Origin of the sequence: Acidovorax sp. 99 (genome assembly GCF_003096455.1) — a bacterium.
In the GTDB taxonomy this organism is placed as follows: Bacteria; Pseudomonadota; Gammaproteobacteria; order Burkholderiales; family Burkholderiaceae_C; genus Acidovorax; species Acidovorax delafieldii.
In genome coordinates, this window is record NZ_QEKU01000001.1 from 167,491 (window position 1) to 185,270 (window position 17,780).

At 59.7% G+C, this 17,780-nt stretch carries 24 protein-coding genes and 1 riboswitch; of the genes, 11 read left to right on the plus strand and 13 right to left on the minus strand.

Features of this window, described 5'->3' with window-relative positions; all coding sequences use genetic code 11:
- Positions 1-90: 90 nt before the first annotated feature.
- Genes C8C95_RS00870 through modA form a run of 3 tightly spaced genes read right to left on the minus strand, consistent with a single transcriptional unit; the run spans position 91 to position 2,705 of the window.
- A complete protein-coding gene (locus tag C8C95_RS00870) occupies positions 91-1,233 on the minus strand; it encodes an ABC transporter ATP-binding protein (RefSeq protein ID WP_116747327.1) in 1,143 nt (380 codons plus the stop codon).
- Entirely contained in the window at positions 1,230-1,895 is a 666-nt protein-coding gene (gene modB / locus C8C95_RS00875) for a molybdate ABC transporter permease subunit (protein ID WP_116747328.1), read from the minus strand. The genes C8C95_RS00870 and modB overlap by 4 nt, the downstream gene beginning before the upstream one ends.
- A gap of 18 nt (positions 1,896-1,913) precedes the next feature.
- Positions 1,914-2,705: a molybdate ABC transporter substrate-binding protein gene (gene modA / locus C8C95_RS00880; RefSeq protein ID WP_116747329.1), complete on the minus strand. Its 792-nt coding sequence runs from the start codon at positions 2,703-2,705 to the stop codon at positions 1,914-1,916.
- A gap of 152 nt (positions 2,706-2,857) precedes the next feature.
- On the opposite strand from modA, the gene C8C95_RS00885 reads away from it, so the two are divergent.
- The 6 genes from C8C95_RS00885 (at position 2,858) to C8C95_RS00910 (ending at position 6,297) form a co-directional block, all read left to right on the plus strand.
- Positions 2,858-3,253: a LysR family transcriptional regulator gene (locus tag C8C95_RS00885; protein ID WP_066785898.1), complete on the plus strand. Its 396-nt coding sequence runs from the start codon at positions 2,858-2,860 to the stop codon at positions 3,251-3,253.
- A 22-nt stretch (positions 3,254-3,275) separates the two neighbouring features.
- A riboswitch (Fluoride riboswitch) is annotated at positions 3,276-3,352 on the plus strand.
- A gap of 95 nt (positions 3,353-3,447) precedes the next feature.
- Positions 3,448-4,761, plus strand: a complete 1,314-nt coding sequence (locus C8C95_RS00890; protein ID WP_116747330.1) for a voltage-gated chloride channel family protein — start codon at positions 3,448-3,450, stop codon at positions 4,759-4,761.
- A 9-nt stretch (positions 4,762-4,770) separates the two neighbouring features.
- Positions 4,771-5,109, plus strand: a complete 339-nt coding sequence (locus C8C95_RS00895; protein ID WP_066785900.1) for a DUF190 domain-containing protein — start codon at positions 4,771-4,773, stop codon at positions 5,107-5,109.
- 18 nt (positions 5,110-5,127) lie between these two features.
- Entirely contained in the window at positions 5,128-5,514 is a 387-nt protein-coding gene (gene crcB, locus C8C95_RS00900) for a fluoride efflux transporter CrcB (RefSeq protein WP_066785901.1), read from the plus strand.
- Between the two features lie 9 nt (positions 5,515-5,523).
- Positions 5,524-5,847 (plus strand): DUF190 domain-containing protein, encoded by a 324-nt coding sequence (locus C8C95_RS00905; RefSeq protein WP_066785905.1) that lies wholly within the window; start codon positions 5,524-5,526, stop codon positions 5,845-5,847.
- A gap of 15 nt (positions 5,848-5,862) precedes the next feature.
- Positions 5,863-6,297 carry an EamA family transporter gene (locus tag C8C95_RS00910; RefSeq protein ID WP_116747331.1) on the plus strand — a complete coding sequence of 145 codons (435 nt, stop codon included), beginning with the start codon at positions 5,863-5,865 and terminating at the stop codon, positions 6,295-6,297.
- A 216-nt stretch (positions 6,298-6,513) separates the two neighbouring features.
- Here the strand turns inward: C8C95_RS00910 and C8C95_RS00915 are convergent, their stop codons facing one another.
- Entirely contained in the window at positions 6,514-6,951 is a 438-nt protein-coding gene (locus C8C95_RS00915; protein ID WP_116747332.1) for a helix-turn-helix domain-containing protein, read from the minus strand.
- Positions 6,952-7,128: 177 nt separating this feature from the next.
- On the opposite strand from C8C95_RS00915, the gene C8C95_RS00920 reads away from it, so the two are divergent.
- Positions 7,129-7,569: a hypothetical protein gene (locus C8C95_RS00920; RefSeq protein ID WP_116747333.1), complete on the plus strand. Its 441-nt coding sequence runs from the start codon at positions 7,129-7,131 to the stop codon at positions 7,567-7,569.
- Here the strand turns inward: C8C95_RS00920 and C8C95_RS00925 are convergent.
- Entirely contained in the window at positions 7,566-7,868 is a 303-nt protein-coding gene (locus tag C8C95_RS00925; RefSeq protein ID WP_207780552.1) for a helix-turn-helix transcriptional regulator, read from the minus strand. The genes C8C95_RS00920 and C8C95_RS00925 overlap by 4 nt on opposite strands.
- An 84-nt stretch (positions 7,869-7,952) precedes the next feature.
- Here C8C95_RS00925 and C8C95_RS00930 point away from each other — a divergent pair, with 84 nt between their 5' ends.
- On the plus strand, positions 7,953-8,435 hold the full coding sequence (locus tag C8C95_RS00930; protein ID WP_243415605.1) for an HAD domain-containing protein: 483 nt from the start codon (positions 7,953-7,955) through the stop codon (positions 8,433-8,435).
- A 6-nt stretch (positions 8,436-8,441) separates the two neighbouring features.
- Here the strand turns inward: C8C95_RS00930 and C8C95_RS00935 are convergent, their stop codons facing one another.
- Positions 8,442-9,350, minus strand: a complete 909-nt coding sequence (locus C8C95_RS00935; protein WP_133246192.1) for a hypothetical protein — start codon at positions 9,348-9,350, stop codon at positions 8,442-8,444.
- 35 nt (positions 9,351-9,385) lie between these two features.
- On the opposite strand from C8C95_RS00935, the gene C8C95_RS00940 reads away from it, so the two are divergent.
- The 3 genes from C8C95_RS00940 to istB all read left to right on the plus strand — a co-directional run bounded on the left by C8C95_RS00940 (position 9,386) and on the right by istB (position 12,145).
- Positions 9,386-9,667: a hypothetical protein gene (locus C8C95_RS00940; RefSeq protein WP_207780553.1), complete on the plus strand. Its 282-nt coding sequence runs from the start codon at positions 9,386-9,388 to the stop codon at positions 9,665-9,667.
- A 196-nt stretch (positions 9,668-9,863) separates the two neighbouring features.
- The gene (gene istA, locus C8C95_RS00945; RefSeq protein ID WP_116747334.1) at positions 9,864-11,402 is read left to right on the plus strand and encodes an IS21 family transposase; all 1,539 of its coding nucleotides are present in this window, start codon (positions 9,864-9,866) and stop codon (positions 11,400-11,402) included.
- The gene (gene istB, locus C8C95_RS00950) at positions 11,399-12,145 is read left to right on the plus strand and encodes an IS21-like element helper ATPase IstB (protein WP_066785918.1); all 747 of its coding nucleotides are present in this window, start codon (positions 11,399-11,401) and stop codon (positions 12,143-12,145) included. Before istA ends, istB begins: the two co-directional genes overlap by 4 nt.
- 20 nt (positions 12,146-12,165) lie before the next feature.
- Here istB and C8C95_RS23450 read toward each other — a convergent pair whose 3' ends face one another.
- The 7 genes from C8C95_RS23450 to C8C95_RS00980 form a co-directional block, all read right to left on the minus strand.
- Positions 12,166-12,450, minus strand: a complete 285-nt coding sequence (locus C8C95_RS23450; RefSeq protein ID WP_133246193.1) for a hypothetical protein — start codon at positions 12,448-12,450, stop codon at positions 12,166-12,168.
- Positions 12,451-12,760: 310 nt separating this feature from the next.
- Positions 12,761-12,967, minus strand: a complete 207-nt coding sequence (locus tag C8C95_RS23455; protein WP_133246194.1) for a hypothetical protein — start codon at positions 12,965-12,967, stop codon at positions 12,761-12,763.
- A gap of 10 nt (positions 12,968-12,977) precedes the next feature.
- Complete coding sequence (locus C8C95_RS00955) at positions 12,978-13,421, minus strand: hypothetical protein (protein WP_243415606.1); 444 nt, start codon at positions 13,419-13,421, stop codon at positions 12,978-12,980.
- Positions 13,422-14,006: 585 nt separating this feature from the next.
- Complete coding sequence (locus C8C95_RS00965; RefSeq protein WP_116747335.1) at positions 14,007-14,357, minus strand: hypothetical protein; 351 nt, start codon at positions 14,355-14,357, stop codon at positions 14,007-14,009.
- Positions 14,354-14,581 carry an AlpA family phage regulatory protein gene (locus tag C8C95_RS00970; RefSeq protein ID WP_116747336.1) on the minus strand — a complete coding sequence of 76 codons (228 nt, stop codon included), beginning with the start codon at positions 14,579-14,581 and terminating at the stop codon, positions 14,354-14,356. Before C8C95_RS00970 ends, C8C95_RS00965 begins: the two co-directional genes overlap by 4 nt.
- On the minus strand, positions 14,578-14,790 hold the full coding sequence (locus C8C95_RS00975; RefSeq protein WP_243415607.1) for a helix-turn-helix domain-containing protein: 213 nt from the start codon (positions 14,788-14,790) through the stop codon (positions 14,578-14,580). The genes C8C95_RS00970 and C8C95_RS00975 overlap by 4 nt, the downstream gene beginning before the upstream one ends.
- Positions 14,791-14,931: 141 nt before the next feature.
- Entirely contained in the window at positions 14,932-17,088 is a 2,157-nt protein-coding gene (locus tag C8C95_RS00980; RefSeq protein ID WP_133246195.1) for a hypothetical protein, read from the minus strand.
- Positions 17,089-17,780 lie beyond the last annotated feature (692 nt).

Consider the following 17,780-nt stretch of genomic DNA (forward strand, 5'->3'; position numbering starts at 1 on the left):
CCCGACCTTCGCATGAACCTGCCGCGCCTTAGTGGCCGCGACACCCTGCGGTGAGTATATCTGGCAGCGAAGGCAATCTCGGCAGATACCTCAGCGTGAACGCATCGGCATGACATGCACCCGGCTCAAGTCCAGCCGCACTCTGACAACACCCCCCACGCCCACTCCTTGGCGCTGAGGGCCAGATAGCGTTAGCAGCAGTCGGGCGTCCGGAACAGCTTTGAGTGCCAGTGTGATGAGAGATATCTCCCCCAAGTGGCGAGCCTCCAGCACTTGGGCGTCCCAATCGCTGGCGTCGATCATGCGAGGGGCGGTCGAATCAACCAGCGTGATTCCATCGCTGGGGATGATCCAGTGCACGGCCTGGCCTGATTGGATCTTCCCTTTGTCCCGCACGGTCAGGATGGGGGCCTCGCTCGTTTCGTCACCGCCCATCCAAAGCATGCGCCCATAGCCTGGGGCGCCATCCATCGCGCCTAGCCACTGCCCTCGATAGCGGTTCTGGATTCCCACCAAGTCCGCCACACGGGCATTGCGCGGGGCATTGTGGATGGAGGCTGGCGTTCCTTGCTGCAGCACCTGTCCGGCGTCCATGACCACCAGCCGGTCGGCCAGCATGCGGGCTTCATTGAGGTCATGTGTGACCAGCACGATGGGCACGGACAGCTCGCGGCGCAGGTCGGCCAACAGGCGATACAGGCCCTGCCGGTTCATCTGATCTACCGCAGAAAACGGCTCATCGAGCAGCATCAGCCTGGGCTCACGCGCCAGCGCACGGGCCACCGCCACGCGCTGCTGCTGCCCTCCCGACAACTGCGAGGGTCTGCGCGACTGTTGCTCCTGGGTCAAACCCACATGGTCCAGCCATCGCCGCGCCTGGACCGCACGCTCGGTTGAGGGCAGATGCAGCAGCGACAGCGCCACGTTGCCCAGCGCGCTCAGGTGCGGCATCAAGGCATAGTTCTGGAACACTAGGCCCACATGGCGGCGTTGGGGCGGCACAAAAATGCCCTGGGCGGTGTCGCACCACACCTCCTGGCCGACCACAATACGCCCCCGTTCGGGCCGCATCAGGCCCGCCAGCACCCGCATCATGGAGGTCTTGCCCGCACCCGAAGGCCCCACCAGCGCCACCAGTTCACCCGGCCCACAGCGCAGGCTGCCACTGAGTGGCATGGGTAGCGTTTGTTCGACTTCAAGCTCCAGCGCCACGGCTGCTCCCGTAGTGCTCATCGGCGCACCGCCAGACGCGCAGAGGCAAAGAACGAGGCTCCTACCGCCACCAGAGAGAACAGCACCAGCACCAAGGCCATCTGGTTGGCCCCCGCCAGATCAAAGGACTGCACCCGGTCGTAGATGGAGATCGCAATGGTCTTGGTCTCTCCGGGGATGCTGCCGCCCACCATCAGCACCACGCCGAACTCGCCCAGGGTATGCACAAACGTCAGCACCATGGCCGACAGAATCCCAGGCCAAGCCAGCGGCAGTTCCACGCGCCAGAAGGTCTGCCAAGCGTTCAACCCACTCACTGCAGCCGCCTCGCTCAAATTGCGCGGAATGGCCTCAAAGGCCCGCTGCACGGGCTGGACCAGAAATGGGATGTTGAACACCACCGAGGCAATCAGCAGCCCTAAGAAGTTGAACGTCAGCCGCACCCCCAGGGTGTCGACCATCCAACGGCCAATTGCCGAGCCGCCCCCCAGAGACACCAGCAGGTAGTACCCCAGCACGGTCGGCGGCAGAACCAGGGGCAGCACCACCAGGGCCTCGACCCAGGACTTGCCCTTGAACCCCGTATAGGCCAGCCAGCGGGCTAGCAGCAGACCGGCGGGCAACAGCACCAGCAGCGTCGCCGCCGCCAGTTCCACAGAAAGTACCAGGGCCTGCCAATCCATGAGGGGTGCACCGAACCTTTATTCCTTGGGCATTGCAAAGCCGTAGCGCACCATAATCTCCTGCGCGGCGGGCGTCGAAATGTACTCGTAGAACGCGCGGGCAGCGGGCGGTGCGCCTTTGACCAGCACCATGCGCTGCTTGAGGGGCTGGTGCCATGCCTCAGGGATGAGCTGGAACGTACCGAGCTTGGCCACGGAGGGGGACAGCGCCAGTGACAGGGCAATGATGCCCCCCTGGGTTGAGCCCGAGGTGGCGAACTGGGCGGTCTGGGAGATATTCTCGCCAAGCACCAGCTTGGGCTGCACGGCATCCCACAGTCCGGCATGCTGCAAAGCTTCTTTGGCACGCGCACCGTAGGGGGCGTGCTCAGGGTTGGCAATTGCGAACTTCTGCAGGCGGCCGTCCTTGATCGCCGCAGCCAAGTCCTTGAACTCGCCATCGGCTTTGAGCGCCGAGCCAGCGGGAACGATGATGCCGATCCGCCCCAGCGCGTAGGCCCGGCCTCGGTCCACGGTCTTGCCCGCATCGGCCAGCTCGTACACAAAACCCTCGTCGGCCGACATAAACAGGTGGAACGGGGCGTTCTGCAGAATTTGCGTCTTGAAGTTGCCCGATGAGCCGAAGACCAGCCGCAGCTTGTGACCTGTCTCTTTCTCGAACCGGGCAGCGACTTCTTCCACCGCGAACTTGAGATCGGACGCAGCCGCCACCGTGGGTTGCACTGTCTGGGCATGCAGCGGTGCCGCGATGGCCAGGCCGATGAGCGCAGTAGCGCACCAGGAGCGAATCAGGGACAAGAGCGTGCGCATGGGAGGTCCTTGCAGAAACGGGACTGATGGGCTGATCGGGGGCATCGAAACCCACCAAGGAGTCGGGCGATATCTGCAGCGAGCGATATCCAATCGAAAGTATAACGACCGCACTGCGGAGGCTGCCGAGCACGCTCGGCGACAATCTGACGATGATCAAACCCACCCTCAGTTCATCCCCGCTGGAGTCCAAAACACGCTTCCGGGTACAGCTCAAGCACGCGGTGGCGATTGGTCCGGGCAAGGCCGATGTGCTGCAGGCGATTGTAGAAACGGGCTCGATTGCAGAGTCCGGTCGCCGCCTGGGCATGAGCTACCAACGGGTGTGGTCACTGGTGCGGGCCATGAACAACGACTTCATCGAGCCGCTGGTTCTCACGCAGCGCGGGGGCAATGCAGGTGGCGGGGCGCAGCTCACCCCGACCGGGGCCAAGGTGTTGAAGGTCTACACCAGCATCGCGCTGGAGGCTGAGCAGGCAGTGGCCAAGCGGTTGCCCGAATTGGTGAAGCTGATCCGCCCAGATGCCGGTTTGAAGGATTCCACCTGAACTCTCCAATGGCTGGTACGATTACGAACTTGGAGATGGCATTCCTCCTTCAACCGCCTCCTGCCCACGGGCAGAAGTGCTGATGATGCCTACAGACATTCCCGCTCGGGGGGTGATGTAGGCTCGCGTCCACGCAATGGCCACTCGTCCGGGTTTGTCTGTGCTTTCGCAACATAGACAACAACAGGACGTAAATGAAGCCTTCCGGACGCCCCGAACTATTCGATTTGCTGCCCTATCTGGGCAAATGGCTGGTGCTCGCCAGTGCCGTGGCCGCCCTGGCCGGGTCAGCATCGGCCTTCTTCCTTTTTGCGTTGGACTGGGCCACGGGGACCCGGATAGCCAACCGCTGGCTCATCGGGTTGCTGCCCTTGGCAGGCTTTGCAGTGGGCTGGCTCTACCTGCGCTTTGGCCAACATGTCGAGGCAGGCAACAACCTGTTGATTGACGAAATTCACGATCCCAAAAAGGTCATCCCGCTGCGGATGGCTCCGCTTGTTTTGGGAGGCACCGTCATCTCCCATTTGTTTGGTGCCTCCGTGGGGCGTGAAGGCACCGCTGTGCAGATGGGCGGGGCGCTGGCAGATCAGTTCACCCACGTCTTCAAGCTCAAGCACGAGGATCGCCGCATCATCCTGATGGCGGGCATCAGCGCAGGTTTTGCATCGGTCTTCGGTACGCCGCTCGCAGGTGCCATTTTTGGGCTGGAGGTCCTGGCCATTGGGCGACTGCGCTACGACGCACTGTTCCCTTGCCTGGTTGCAGCCATCGTGGCCGATCAGGTCGGACTGCTGTGGGGAGTGCATCACACCCACTACGCGATGGGTGCCATTCCCCCCATCGCCCTGTGGCCGCTGGCGGTCATGATCATCGCGGGAGCACTGTTCGGGCTCACAGGCAAGATTTTTGCCGATGCAACCCATGCACTGAGCGCCTGGGTCAAGAAGCATGTGCGCTACGCACCGCTGCGCCCCTTCCTGGGCGGCGCTGTGGTGGCTGCCGCTGCGTGGTACCTGGGCGCCGACCGCTATATCGGACTGGGCATTCCCACGATTGTGGAGGCCTTCCAGCAACCGCTGGCGCCCTACGACTTTGCCGCCAAAATGGCGTTCACCATTGCCTCGCTGGGCACGGGCTTCAAGGGCGGGGAGGTCACGCCGCTGTTCTACATCGGCGCCACCCTGGGCAACGCACTGGCGCCGCTCTTCAACATGCCGGTGGCGTTGCTCGCTGGCATTGGCTTTGTGGCCGTGTTCGCGGGCGCTGCCAACACCCCCATTGCCTCCACCCTGATGGCCATGGAACTGTTCAGCACGGAGATCGGTGTCTATGCGGCCATCGCGTGCATGGTGAGTTATCTGTTCTCGGGCCATACCGGCATCTACCGCTCGCAACGGGTGGGTCACGCCAAGCACCGCCACGCCCCCGAGGGCATCAAGCTGGGCGAGCTACCTGCATATCGCAAGGCCGAGCGTGAACGCGCCAGCACCGAATCCCGAGAACTCTGAGGCCCTTCCATGCAGAACATGACCGCACTGCGCTTGTATTTCCCCCAGTCAGCCCGCGCCAAGCCCACGCGGTTTTGGCACCACCTGTCCGCCCCCGCGCTGAGTCACCATCTATTGAAAGCAGCGCGCCTGGCGGGCATCCACCAGGCCATCGTGCACAACGTGCACGCGGGCTACTTGCCTGGCAAAAAGCTCACCCACCACCACATCGAATCCACGTCGGCGCATCATCCGCTGTGCATGGAGTTGATCGATAGCGAAGACCGGCTGCGGCACTTTGTGAAAGAGCATACGCAGGAGCTACGTCATGTGCACGCGGTGCTGTTCCAGTGTGAGCTGGCCTTGTAGCAACACGACGGAATCGACATGATCCGCTCGCTGTTAGCCATTTCGATGGGCGCCTCGGTGGGGGCGGTGTTGCGCTGGGCACTTGGCAACGCATTCAACGCACTTTTCCCGCTTGTTCCGCCCGGTACCTGGCTGGCAAACCTGCTGGGTGGGTACCTTATGGGCATCGCGCTCGCCTTCTTTGGGCAGCACACGGGCCTGTCAGCAGAGTGGCGGCTGATCATCGTCACCGGTTTCCTCGGCGGACTGACCACCTTCTCAACGTTCTCAGCAGAAGTCACCGCACAGATCCAGCAAAACCGCTGGCTGTGGGCCTGCGCCGCTATTTCTGCGCACGTTCTGGGCTCGCTGGCCATGACCTTGCTGGGCTTGGCCACCGTTGCCACCTTCAAACCACTTCCTTAGGAGCACTGCATGCAAGGCTATCAACTGACATTCTTTACCCAACAAGACCGTCGGCACGGCTGGAAGCCTCTGGCGCAGTGGTTGGTCGAGACAGCGCGCGAGATGGGCATCAATGGGGTCACGCTCATCGCTGCGAGCGAGGGTGTGGGCCATGACGGCCGCTTGCATTCGGCCCACTTCTTCGACTTGGCAGACCAGCCCATCGAGGTCACCATGGCCGTGAGCACACCCGACGCTGAGCGATTTTTCCAGCGTCTACGGGATGAAAAAATCAACGTGTTCTACGTCAAGACGCCGATTGAGTTCGGCATGACCGGACCGCAAGCTGAATAAGGACAGGAGGCTGACATGACAACTTCGACGGGCTGGTTTTACTGGGCGGCACTATCCGCAGTGTTCGCAGCGCTCACCGCCATCTTTGCCAAGATTGGCATCCAGGGTGTGGATTCGGATCTGGCCACACTCATCCGCACGGCCATCATCATCGTCGTGCTCTCTGTCTTTGTGGTGTTGACGGGCAAATGGACCAACCCCATGGGTCTGCCTCCGAAGACCTGGCTCTTCCTGGGCCTGTCGGGACTGGCCACCGGGGCGTCCTGGGTGTGCTACTTCCGGGCACTCAAGATTGGCGATGCATCCAAGGTCGCGCCAGTAGACAAATTCAGCCTGGTGCTGGTCGCCCTGTTTGCCGTCCTCTTTTTGGGTGAGAGGCCATCCCTGCGGGAGTGGTCAGGGATCGCGCTGGTTGCGTCAGGCGTATTGGTGCTGGCGTTCAAGCGCTGATGCAAAACAGCCCGAGCGCGATCCGCTGCCGCCCAAAAAGACGACGCCCCGGTGGGGCATGCTTTCGCAGAGGTGACAACGGAGGCTTGCTTTGCGTCGACGATATCAACAACGGCCAGTGCCAGAGCGATGCCTGCCTTTTAGGGGCATGTATCAGGCGCATGGTTGCTAACACGCGCGTGTTGTTTTCAATTTGCACGTCGAGGCTCGTCTGACTCACCAGAGACCTCGCTTATTCACTTGGGCAAGTACGACGGACAGGGCTTGCAGTCTTTGCGCCTCCGTCAGAGCATCGGTCGCAGCAAACACTGACGGCATCGGGAACCCGGCCACTTCATGGGTACGTCTGAGCACCTGTTCCACCAAGCTGGTCCGAGGAACAAACACGTAGCGCACTTCGCAATCCAGTCCATGTGCCAGACGCGCTAGGGTGTTCAGCGTAATGTTCCCGTTTGCCTCGGCCTGCTCCAGTTTACGGGCCCCCTGAGCTGACACTCCCAAACGCTCTCCCAGTGCTTGGGAACTCATGCCCAGCGCCAATCGGACCGTCTTTGTCCAGCCGCACCTTGGCGCGGCAGCTGGCTGCAGCTTCGCGAAATCGCAAAACTGTCTGTCAAGTTCGGCCAAGCGGGTGAGATTCAGGCGGTTTTTCAAGGTGAAAAGATCTGAGGCAACAGGCTGGTTGCCTCCTCAAGCGCAATAGGGCAACCTGATTGTTTCCATTCAGAGGAGTGCGTACTTAGAACACAGAAATGGCATCCCTGCTCCGCTATCTTCGCACGCCACGGCCCAGAACGGGACTAATTGGTCTCATATTAACTTGAATGAAGAATGATGCTGCGTTTGGAAAAAGCGACTCTCGGAAAATTTGGAGCACAGGACATGATGAGCCTGATCATGTCGAGGGGATGGGAAGCGATCTTGCCGGATGCGCTGGATGACAAGCAATTGCTGCTGGTGTCAGACCAGTTCAGAGATCTTCTGTCTGGTGTTAGCTGGAACGGGGATCACGACCCGACTCGTGCAGCCTTGCCCCTTGCCCTACTGCTCCTGTCCAAGGCGGGCGCAAAACGCTCGGGCGACAGTCTGGAGGTCGGCATGGCAACTCTGCAGGAGGCGCTGTGCTTGCTCAGCACCGCCGTTGATCGGGAGATCGTCAATCGCATGCTACAGCGCCAAGACGCCACTCCCATTGGCACCGGGCTGATACAAGGTCTTCAAATGCTGATTCAAGACGCCAGGGAGCAAGCCGATTCGGCTTGCCACGCCTAATCCGACGCCATGCCCTGGAAGTCCGTTTTGATGGTCTTGAGGAGTTCGCTGACCGAGGCGGCGTCGAGATCCGGACAGTAGGCGGCAGCGACCAGTGTCAATGGATGAATTTGCATCTGCTCGGCCAGCACTTCAATGGTGCGGATACTGGGTACCTGATGACCCTGTTCAATGCGACTGATGTGGCGGCGGCTGGTGGCCAGCAACATGTCTTCCTGCACCAGTCCCCGAGCAGCGCGCAGTTGCTGCAGCGCCCGACCAAAGTCGGCTTGGGGTGGAACACGCTTTCGGGAAGACATTCATCCGATTTCCTCCCAATGAGACCAAAAAGACCACGACCAACTAGTCCCATTGACAGGCTACTGTCGTAGAAAAATCCGCCTATGTTGGAAATCTGTTCAAGAGGCCAGGACATACCCATCCTGTTTCTTGATATTGATGGCGTTTTGCACCCCGAGCATTGTCATGAGTCCAAGCACTTCTGCTGCATGCCTATCCTGGAGGGTGCATTGCAGCAGGTGCCCGAATGCCAAGTCGTGATCACCAGCACATGGCGCCTGGAACAATCCCTCGACGCCCTGCGGCAAAGGTTTTCTCGGGATATAGCGGCAAGGATTGCTGGTGTCACGCCGACATTCAGCGATCTGAAACATGTGCCGGATACCTTGGTCAGCTACCCAAGGGAGGCAGAGTGCCATGCGTGGCGGTGGACCAATGGAGTGCAGCATTTGCCATGGCTGGCACTCGATGACCGATCTTGGAATTACCGTCCCTTCTGCAGCTCACTGCTCTTGGTAGATGGCGCCACAGGACTTACCGGCGCCGACGGGGCGCAGTTAGTAACACGTCTCCAACAACTTCTTTGAGGCCCCTCAACCCACCTGTTGTGGGTCACCAAAAAGGAATGGCGCGGGAATCGAGGCCGGGGCCTCGTCATTGGGGGCCACGGCAGAGCGCAGGAAGTCTTCCAAGTCCTTCCCAGTGGGCATCTCCTGAGAAAAAATCACGATCTCGACCCGCTCACTGGGCGACGGGTAAGCCCAGTGCTTGCAATGTTGGTCAATCAACATAAACAGCTCCGGCGCGAGGGTCGCTAGGATGGGAATCTGTCGGACCCGGACCTGAAGCTCCAAATAGGCGCTCAGCGCCCGCACCCGGAGTTCTTGCGATGCAATTGACTCTGCCAAGCCAGCCAACAACACCGCTGCCACCATGGCATCAAAACTGCCCAGTGCGCACAACCGCTGGGCCCTGGAATCGTCAAACGGTTTTGGACGCACAGGCATTCCCGGACTGGGGGGCGTGTCCTCGAACAGAAGGGAAACGACGTCGGCGTCCAGCATCTGGATCGCCTGTGCAAATTGGGCGGCGCCTACAAGCTCACCTTTCAGGTAGCTCCACAGTGGGCTGAAAAAGTAGCGCGCAGCACCTGGAAACCGCGCCTCAGCTTGCGCAATGGCGTTGCGCGGCCCAGGCGCTGTCGAAGGAACCGTTGTTCCTTTCTCGTAGCCGTCCCACTTGCGAGGGCGGTTCACATCGGTGGCACGCCGTTTCACGCGATCGCCGTCAAGGGCCATTTCGATGGCGTATGCCGAGCGCAGCCCTGATACCTGCTTAAGCCAGCAGATCCACAGGCGCGTTCTGATCTTGTCAACTGGGTTTTTGGGTGGACGCCCTGGCCCAGGCTTGGTCACCGTCGGCATGAAAGCCATTTTGCTGTCTGGAGTAGAGAAATTCAGATTATCGGTGCGGGTGGCGCTAAGCCGGCTGGTAGCGAACACTGCGTGACTTGTGTATCTCGTCCCGGATTAGCCCCGTGTCCCAACCATCCAACGTCCCATTACTGCAGCAGCAAATGCGCGAATCCATGCTGCGGCTGCACGGTCCTTTGTTGGGCGGACAGGCGTTGACAGCGGCGCTGGGGCACCGAACCGCTGCGTCGCTGAGACAGGCGCGGCGTCGTGGTCAAGTGGCCGTTCCACTGTTCACGGTGCCGAATCGGCGGGGGTGGTTTGCGCTGACGCTGGACGTCGCGGATTGGCTCGCCGACATGCGTAGCGAAGTGGCCAAAGAAGAAAGGGATGCGTCGCCCCCTTAAACAGTTTTCTCCACCCCAAACGCAAACGCCCGAGGGGCTGCTCGGGCGTCGCGCCAGCATTTCTGCCGGACAAGTGAGGACTTGTGAAGGCATTATGGGCTGCGCTTCTTCACTCGTCAATCGTCGAGTGAGGGCGTGCGGGGTGAACTCGCCCTACCCGGCCAGTACCGCCGGGTCTTTTGTCAGGAGTTTTTCCTTGCGTCTGCCTATCCACCTACAGCGCGAAATCGCGCGTTTGCATTTTTACGACCTCAAGCAATCGAGCCGCGCGATCAGCCGCGTGGTCGGCGTTTCAACGAACTCCATCATTGCTCTACGCACACTTCTCACCACCAGAGACATCCCACAAAACCTCTTCGATCTAGACGACGACGCCTGGACTGCGGCCCTTGGCAACGAGGATAGAGGCGTTGCCCAGCGAAAGCAGGCGCCGGACTGGAACTGGGTCTACGAGCAAATGCAGCGCCCGGATGCCACATTGGAAGCGTTATGGCAGGAGTGGCGTGCCATCTGCCCTGAAGGCATTGGCTACTCGCAGTTCACAGAAAATTTTCGCAAGTGGACGAGGCAGCAACACATAGTGTTTCGCAAGGTCCATGTTCCAGGCGAAAAACTCTTCGTCGATTTCGCCGGTACGACCGTGACAGTGCGCTCGCGAGACGGGGGCCCTTCCATCGAGGCGCAAATCTTCGTCGCAGTCCTTGGCTATTCAAACTACATCTTCATGCACGCGGTCCCGTCGCAGACGGTACCCCATTGGCTGGAGTGCCACGATGCTTGCTTCGCCAATCTGGGGGGCGTGCCAAAGTGGGTCGTTACCGACAACCTCAAAGCCGCAGTGATCCGACGAGCAGAGGGCCAAGTGACGCTCAATCCGTCGTACCGAGCTTGTTTGACCCACTTTGGTACGGCGGCTTTACCGACGGGTGCCCGCAAGCCAAAGGAAAAAGCAAAAGCGGAAGTGGGCGTTCAGATCGTTCAGCGCCTCGTGCTATTTCGCATTCGCGACTTTGATTTCTTCAGCGTTGCCGAGTTGAACGCTGAACTGAAGCGACGAACGAAAATCGTGAATGCTCGCCTCTTCAAAAAGATGAGCGGCAGTCGGCTCCAGCGCTTCGAAGAAACGGAACGCGCTGCTTTGCAGCCGCTGCCGGAAGCCCCGTTCGAAATGAGCGATTGGCGATACGGCGTGCGCGTTGGGGATGACTACCACGTCGAGCACGAAAGGAACTTCTACTCGACGCCCTACGAGCTGCGTGGTGAACGCGTGGATTTGCGCATCACAGCTTCGCAACTGGAAATCATGTCGCGGGGGCGTCGTGTCGCACTGCATAGCCTGGCGGATGGCGAAGGTTCGGTAAAAACCTTTCCTGAGCATCGACCTATTGCGCACACGCGCGTCCTCGAAGGAGAGCCCAAAGCGCTCTTGCTGTGGGCCGATACAGTGGGTCCGAACACGCAGAAGATGCTCCAGCATCACTTGCAAGATCGGAGCGACCTGACGAACGGGTTGAGGGCCGCACGGCGAATGCGCGACATGGCGCGAATCCATGGGGAAACAAGGTTTGAAGAGGTTTGCGCATATGCACTCCCTCTGAACATCACGGCGCTGCGCAGCATCGAATCGATCTTGAAAAAATCTCCCGACAAGGGCGTCAATAAGACAGTCCCGGCAGCTCTCCGTCCCAGCCATGACAACCTGCGCGGCGCGGGGTACTTCGGAGGTGCCGCATGAGCTTCCAGTTGACCATCAATCGATTGCGCGACCTGCGACTGGCGCACATGGCCGAAGCCTACGCACTCCAGCAACAGCAGCCCAAGCTTCACGAACTGAGTTTTGACGATCGCTTTGCACTGTTGGTGGAACGCGAAGCCTCGGAGCGTGAATCCAAGAAGCTAAATCGGCTGATTCGAGCTGCAGGGTTCCCAGAAAAAGCATCGCTGGAGGATGCTGACTACCGACCGACCAGAGGCCTTGAGAAATCACTCATTGCCACGCTTGCGAGTGGCGAATGGGTTCGCCAGCGACTCAATCTGATCGTGTCGGGCCCCACTGGGGTAGGCAAAACATGGCTCGCCTGTGCTTTTGGAACCCAGATGTGCCGCATGGGACTCCCAACAATGTTTGTGAAGGCAAGTGACCTCTACGAAGAGGTCGGCACTGCCATCCTGGATGGTTCCCTGGCAACGTTGAAGATTCGCTTGGTCAAACCAAGTTTGCTGGTCCTGGACGACTTTGGGTTAGGTGAAATCACCCCGCAGGCCGCGCAGGTGCTGCTTGATGTGGTTGACCACCGGATGCGAACGGGATCACTTCTGATTACCAGCCAGTTTCCAACTGATCAGTGGCATTCCTTCTTCCCAGATCCGACGCTCGCCGACGCAGTTCTTGATCGTGTTGTCCACCAAGCACATCGCGTTTCCCTCAAGGGGGAATCGATGCGCAAGCTCAAAGCGAAGAAGCTGATGACCAGCTGATCACGTTGCCGGACCGGTGTTCACGACGCAAGAACAGCGTCTGCGACGCCGGTCCGGTATTCTTCGCGCTGAACTGCCGCGCAAGATGCATGCACGTTGATCATCGTGCCGGACCGATGTTCAGAAGAACAGAACCGTGCTTGCGAAACCGGCTTGCTGTCTACCGTGCCGAACCAGCGTTCATGTTGCACGCCTCCCGTTTGCGACGCCGGTACCCTGATCGTAATGCTGAACTCTTGTCCATGACGCAATACCCATGTCTGCGACGTCGGACCGTTGACCATGAGCAGCGGCGCGGTGTTCACGACGATTCAGAGTGAGTGTTCAGGTTGAACCGGATTGGGTGTTTAGGTCGAAGTGGATTGAGTGTTCAATAGTGACCGGTTTCCGCATAGTGCTCTCCAAAGAATGCCAACAACAGTTCGGAATCCGATTTCGCTGGTCTGCCGACAAAAGCTGTAAACCACTCGCTGATGCGCTGGTATTCCGCATGTAGTGCTGCGTAGTGCTCGTCCGTCCTGGTCTTGGGGCGGCCTCGTGGTCGCTGGGACTTTTCCACCGGCGCGGCGACATATCGTCCCAAGGCTAGGCACTCAGGCGGTGGTGGTCTATTGGTCATCGTCCTGCCCCTTCATCAATATCCGGCCAGCACTTTTCGGGGTACTCGACAGGCTCATCTCGCCACACCTGCAGCCGCGAGTGCCACACCTCCATCGCTCTAAGTTGCTGCTGCGTCAGCGTCAGCCTTGAAGCTGCAGCCGCTATGCCAGAGGTGAAGCCAAACCGGAAGGCCCGCTCTACTTGCTGCGCATGGTCATTCATGGCGCACCCCTTATAGACCTGGCAAGCCGGGTTGCTGCGGCGCGGCTCCACCCCGCGAAGAGGCCTGCGCATCCTGTCCGCAATGTGTCCGCACGTTGTCCGCAAACTCCGCGCACCATTCGCTTGCGAGGTCGTGGAGTGCCTGCAACTGCGTTATTTCGTAGGTGAGGTCCGCATGTCGCTGGTCGCTGTGGTTCGTCATCCACCCGGCAAGGTGCTCAATACGGCCTAGGAGGCCCGTCATGCGCCGCTGCAGGGTGTGGATAGTCTTTGCGGCCTGCTCATCGCTGGCGACGATTCCGAACTCTTCGCAGACCGCCCGCAGTTGCCAGGGGTGAACAATTACCGAACGCGGCTCTTCAAGCCCGTCCTGTTGGGTCAACAGAATTGCACGCCCGTGTTCGTCGTTTACTTCTTCAGCGACCAGGTCGTGATGAGTGAGTTTGGTTTGCATGCTTGCTCCTTTGCTGCCTAACTTGCAACTGCAGATGGCATATCTAGATGGTGTCCGTGTGGCGGTACAGAGAGGGCATCAAAACTGGCCCTCATAGGTCCGTGGGGCGGTACAGAGAGGGGCTCGCCTGTACCGTGGGGCGGTACTATGGAAAGCCTCCCTGTACCGTGGGGCGGGCTAAGGGTTGTGTTTTTGGATGCGCTCGCATTGCGATACGCACCCCGCACAAAGCCCTCAACCGCGCCCATGTCGTAGCCGGGATGTCTGTCCAGCATTCGCCAGGTGACGGCGTACCAACTCGCCTTGTTGGGGCGCTGGCCCTTCACCGTCTCGTAGATGAATCCCGCTTCCAGCAGCTCGCGCTTGGCCTTGCTCAGCATGTCTGCCGACTTCCAGCCCCTGGTTTGCATGTGGGCCCGTGAGAGCAACAACCGCCCGTTGTTGTCGCGGACGAATTGCCTGGCCACCTCCAGGAGTAAGGCGCGTGCGTGCATGGATAGACGGTTGTAGGCGGGGCAATCCAGGACAGACCACGGCAGAGCGATGAAGCCCCCGGAATCTCGCCCTGAATCGCCCTTGCCGCTCTTAGAGCGTCCGTTTGCCATGCCCGCAACCTCCACGGATGCGGCGTGCCATCCACTGGTAGATTTTTCGGCGGTCGGCTTTGGTCAGGCTGTAGACGCCAGGGCGGCACTCCTTGCCGTCGCGGTCGGTGAAGCTGATGCGCTCGCACGGAATCTCCAGACCACGGCGCCGCAGCTCTGCAACAAGCTCTGGCGAGTTGCTGGCCCCTGCAATGCGGTCCAGTGCTTCACGGGGGATTGGGCGGCGCAGGAGTGCGTCGATTGCGCGCAGGTGACGCGGGTTGTCAGTGCCTGTAAACTTTGCGCTGTTCGGGGCGCTCGATTCTGCTTTGGTGGGGTCGGGCGTTTTCATTTCCGGCCCCCCTTTTGCTGCGCATCAAGGAATTCCCGCACGTCGCCAACGCGCCAGGCGGTAACCCGCTCAGAAAGCTTCACAGGCTTAGGGAACTCCCCAGACTTACAGCGCCTCCAGAGCGTTGCCGAAGAGAACGGCACAACATGTGGAATCAGCTGGGCCTGCCGGATGAATCCCGTAGCGGGCAGTGCATCGAAACTGGTTGTATTGGATGCACTCATTGCGCCACCTCCAGAACCCGGCGCAGTTCGGAAACAGGCCAAGCCAGCCGCCCATTGATTCGCAGCGGGACCAATGGCCCATCCTTGCGCATCGACCACAGACGCAGCGTTTGTTGGGAGCGGTTCAGGTGCACAGCGGCTTCAGGAGTCGGCAGCGCTGAGCGCACCTCCTGAGCCAATGGCGTAAGTTGAATAGTCTTTGCAGCCACTTCAGAACCCCTTGGGTTTGTTGAACATGGCTGTATTGCGATGGCGGGGTAACTTGTGCCTAGCAAACCCCGGGCAAATTCACTCTGTAACCCCGGCCAATTTGTGCCCCAAACCCCGCCCAATATGGGTTTTTGCCCCGGTCAATCGCCTGTGCGGGGGTCGGCAACCGAGTGGACGTTGTAGACAGTTGGGAAGTTTTTTTCGAACAGCTCCCAAGCTTTTTCCGCCTGCAATGGCCTGCCTTTTCGCCGCTTGCTATCAGAGAGCCATCTCATTACCTCAAATGGACAGAACAACGGCTCGGCAATACGCCCACGGCCTCCCTGTCCAGCAACCTTTCTAGCCGCCAATAGAGCCGGGACGTCTTTGAGGTTGCTGAACCATGATGCATCCATGCCTGTGAACCTACCGTACGCTTCTATGAGCTGCTCTCTGGTGGCTAACAGCTTGAAGTCGGGCACCGGGACTTTCCCCCCTTCCGTACTCGCGGCTGCTTGTTGTTCGTCAACAGCGTTGCTGCCCGTCTCCACGGACATTGAATACCTATCAATCCAGCTGTGATACTTCAATCTCCCGGCTCTCGCATGTTGATGCCAATCGCTCAGGGCTTTGGGGCCAGGCTGGCTTTTCGCGACATCCTCGAATGCTCGGAGCAACTTGCGATAGTCGAGAGGTGTCGTTTCTGAAGTTGTGGTCTTTTCAGGCTCAGGCGCTGCGTGTGGGTCTTGTTGGCAAAGAAGCATCGCCGCTTCACTTGGCTGAAGGTCGGACAGGGCCCACCAGTCGGCCGCATTCAGCGTAGCGTCACACCATGCCCGGAATTCAATCAAGTCGTCCGAAGCTGGTTGGGTGCCAGCTGCGCCTTGGCGTTGATGGCATGCCTCAAAGCCTTCTAAGACCGTTGCCAGGGTGGCCGCGTCCATATAAGGGGCGAGGTTCAGTGCACGCTCTCCGCCTCGCTCGTCGGTGAAAGAAACGGTATCAACAGAGAAATCTCTGCGGTGGTCCCTTTCATACTCATCGAACCACACAAATACGCCAGCGGGAAGCAGAACTACCGCCTTCTGACGCCACTCCGCGTAGCCTCGCTGGTCTGCTGGCTCATCATCTGGAAGTCGCGCGCGTAGCTCTGCCGCAAATGCATCAAGCTTCACCGCAAAGGCATCCCATTCAACGGGCTGCATCTTCACGGGGGTATTGCCAACCAGATGAAACGCTACCGTGTGCTGCATACGCGCGAACGCATCCGTCTTCCGCGCCAGGTTCTTTGCAATCTCGTCGGGAGGCAACCCCCATCCGGTGATGTAGGGAATGGCGCGAACAGGTAACGCAGCGCGCCCATCCACCATAACGACTACTGGGCCTTGTGGGACTGGGCTGGTTGGTTCCTCGCTCATCCATTGATAAGGGGCGCCGCTTCGTCCTAGCCAAGAATTCACATCGTCATGGGTAACCAACTCGTAAAACGGCCTGACGAGCTTCGGGCGCGACGGCAAGCAAGTGTGAGGGTCGCGCACCGTCATATCGTCTGCATTGGCCGCATCCACCATGGCGTCGAGAAGACTTCCCCTGGCCTCGTCGTGCATCCCCTCTTGCAGCGCTATCGCGCCTGCCGCGTTTTCAATAGTCCAGTATTTCGGGCCGCTACCATGAGGCAAAAGAACGAGCTGTATGCCCCTCTTTCGGAGATACGAGCGAAGCTCGAAGGGCAGCAACACCCCACCCTCTAGCTGCCTTGGTATAGCCCATTTGATTTCCCCCATACCCGAGCGGCTACGGACAATCAGCTCCCCTTGCTTAACCGCATTCAAAAGCTCGTCATCCAGGTTGAGCCGAGTTACGGCATATTGGTTAAGGTCAGAGTCCCCCGGGTACATGGCTTTCGCCACGATGTGCGGTAGTGCAGCGAAGTCAATAAGCTCCCCCTCCTGCACGTACACACTGAACGGTAGCTTTTCATCTGCGGCCCGGTCCGCGATAGGCCGCTCCAAATTTGCGCCGTCCAACTGCTTCATCATTTCCCTGCCATCGACGGATTTAGATGCAGCGCTTTCGACTTCTTCTCGTTTGAATCGCAGCTCATCAAGAGGTACGTGAAATCCAGGTTCTGTTTTGAGCAACCGCCCATCCTGAGTCCTAAACATCGTTACGAATGGTTTGGCCCCATCGAACTCAAGCCGCTGAATGTCTCCAGCGAACACCATCTCCACCATCACACCCTCAGGCCTACCGCCCGTGAGCTGTGGGATATCTGGGTGATGCTCTAGCCAGAAATAAGGGCGCAACCGGTACTCCATGAGCCTCTGCAGCGTCCACTCCTCGCCCGTTTCGCTTGCTAGCCATTCGCACGCTTGCGCGACGCTTGCCAGCCTTGGTAGATATGTCATCGCTTCCCTAAGCGAGCCCTGAATGAAGCCCCAGCAGGCGGGCAGGGAGTCCCGCTCTTCGGTTCGCGGGCCTAGCTGGGGCAAACCTAGTCTATGCGGCGCCAGCCCCCTGCGTCACGAACTCGATGGCAGTGCTGTCGCTCTTTCTGAGGTTGCACGGAACACAAGCGGCGACTAGATTCAATGCATCGTCACCCCCGCCCAGTGCGCGAGGTAGTTGATGTTCAATGTGCCACTTACCGAACAGCTCAATTGGTGTGCGGCAGTAGTGGCACAGCCCCAGCGAGCGCTCGAAAATCTCCCGCCTGCGCCGGGAAACGTATGGAGCAGGAGCCGGAACGGGGCTTAGTAGCGGCTCATCGGGCCATAGCTCCCCTTGTTCAGTCGCAAGGTTTGGCGGCTGGCGCTTGTCGTTAGCCGCGCTCAATCGCTGACGGGCCAGGGCAAGCGCTTCGGTTTTGTCCTCCGACACGCTGAGCACCAAACCAGCTTGGGCCTGAACCACCATGTAGCGAGTTGCGTGCAGGCCCCTAGAAACGCAGGGAACGCTAGCCAGGGAGTACCTGCCATCGTCACCAAAAGCGCCGCCATAGATTGGCCGC

Bases quoted from the DNA above. Each gene is read 5' to 3' on its own strand.
- C8C95_RS00885 (WP_066785898.1), top strand. From the start codon at position 2,858: ATGATCAAACCCACCCTCAGTTCATCCCCGCTGGAGTCCAAAACACGC.
- C8C95_RS00920 (WP_116747333.1), top strand. From the start codon at position 7,129: ATGATGCTGCGTTTGGAAAAAGCGACTCTCGGAAAATTTGGAGCACAG.
- C8C95_RS23455 (WP_133246194.1), bottom strand. From the start codon at position 12,967: ATGAATGACCATGCGCAGCAAGTAGAGCGGGCCTTCCGGTTTGGCTTC.
- istB (WP_066785918.1), top strand. From the start codon at position 11,399: ATGAGCTTCCAGTTGACCATCAATCGATTGCGCGACCTGCGACTGGCG.
- C8C95_RS00970 (WP_116747336.1), bottom strand. From the start codon at position 14,581: ATGAGTGCATCCAATACAACCAGTTTCGATGCACTGCCCGCTACGGGA.
- C8C95_RS00905 (WP_066785905.1), top strand. From the start codon at position 5,524: ATGCAAGGCTATCAACTGACATTCTTTACCCAACAAGACCGTCGGCAC.
- C8C95_RS00895 (WP_066785900.1), top strand. From the start codon at position 4,771: ATGCAGAACATGACCGCACTGCGCTTGTATTTCCCCCAGTCAGCCCGC.
- C8C95_RS00925 (WP_207780552.1), bottom strand. From the start codon at position 7,868: ATGTCTTCCCGAAAGCGTGTTCCACCCCAAGCCGACTTTGGTCGGGCG.
- crcB (WP_066785901.1), top strand. From the start codon at position 5,128: ATGATCCGCTCGCTGTTAGCCATTTCGATGGGCGCCTCGGTGGGGGCG.
- C8C95_RS00910 (WP_116747331.1), top strand. From the start codon at position 5,863: ATGACAACTTCGACGGGCTGGTTTTACTGGGCGGCACTATCCGCAGTG.
- C8C95_RS00955 (WP_243415606.1), bottom strand. From the start codon at position 13,421: ATGCAAACCAAACTCACTCATCACGACCTGGTCGCTGAAGAAGTAAAC.
- C8C95_RS00890 (WP_116747330.1), top strand. From the start codon at position 3,448: ATGAAGCCTTCCGGACGCCCCGAACTATTCGATTTGCTGCCCTATCTG.
- C8C95_RS00930 (WP_243415605.1), top strand. From the start codon at position 7,953: ATGTTGGAAATCTGTTCAAGAGGCCAGGACATACCCATCCTGTTTCTT.
- modA (WP_116747329.1), bottom strand. From the start codon at position 2,705: ATGCGCACGCTCTTGTCCCTGATTCGCTCCTGGTGCGCTACTGCGCTC.
- C8C95_RS00965 (WP_116747335.1), bottom strand. From the start codon at position 14,357: ATGAAAACGCCCGACCCCACCAAAGCAGAATCGAGCGCCCCGAACAGC.
- C8C95_RS00870 (WP_116747327.1), bottom strand. From the start codon at position 1,233: ATGAGCACTACGGGAGCAGCCGTGGCGCTGGAGCTTGAAGTCGAACAA.
- C8C95_RS00980 (WP_133246195.1), bottom strand. From the start codon at position 17,088: ATGGAGTACCGGTTGCGCCCTTATTTCTGGCTAGAGCATCACCCAGAT.
- modB (WP_116747328.1), bottom strand. From the start codon at position 1,895: ATGGATTGGCAGGCCCTGGTACTTTCTGTGGAACTGGCGGCGGCGACG.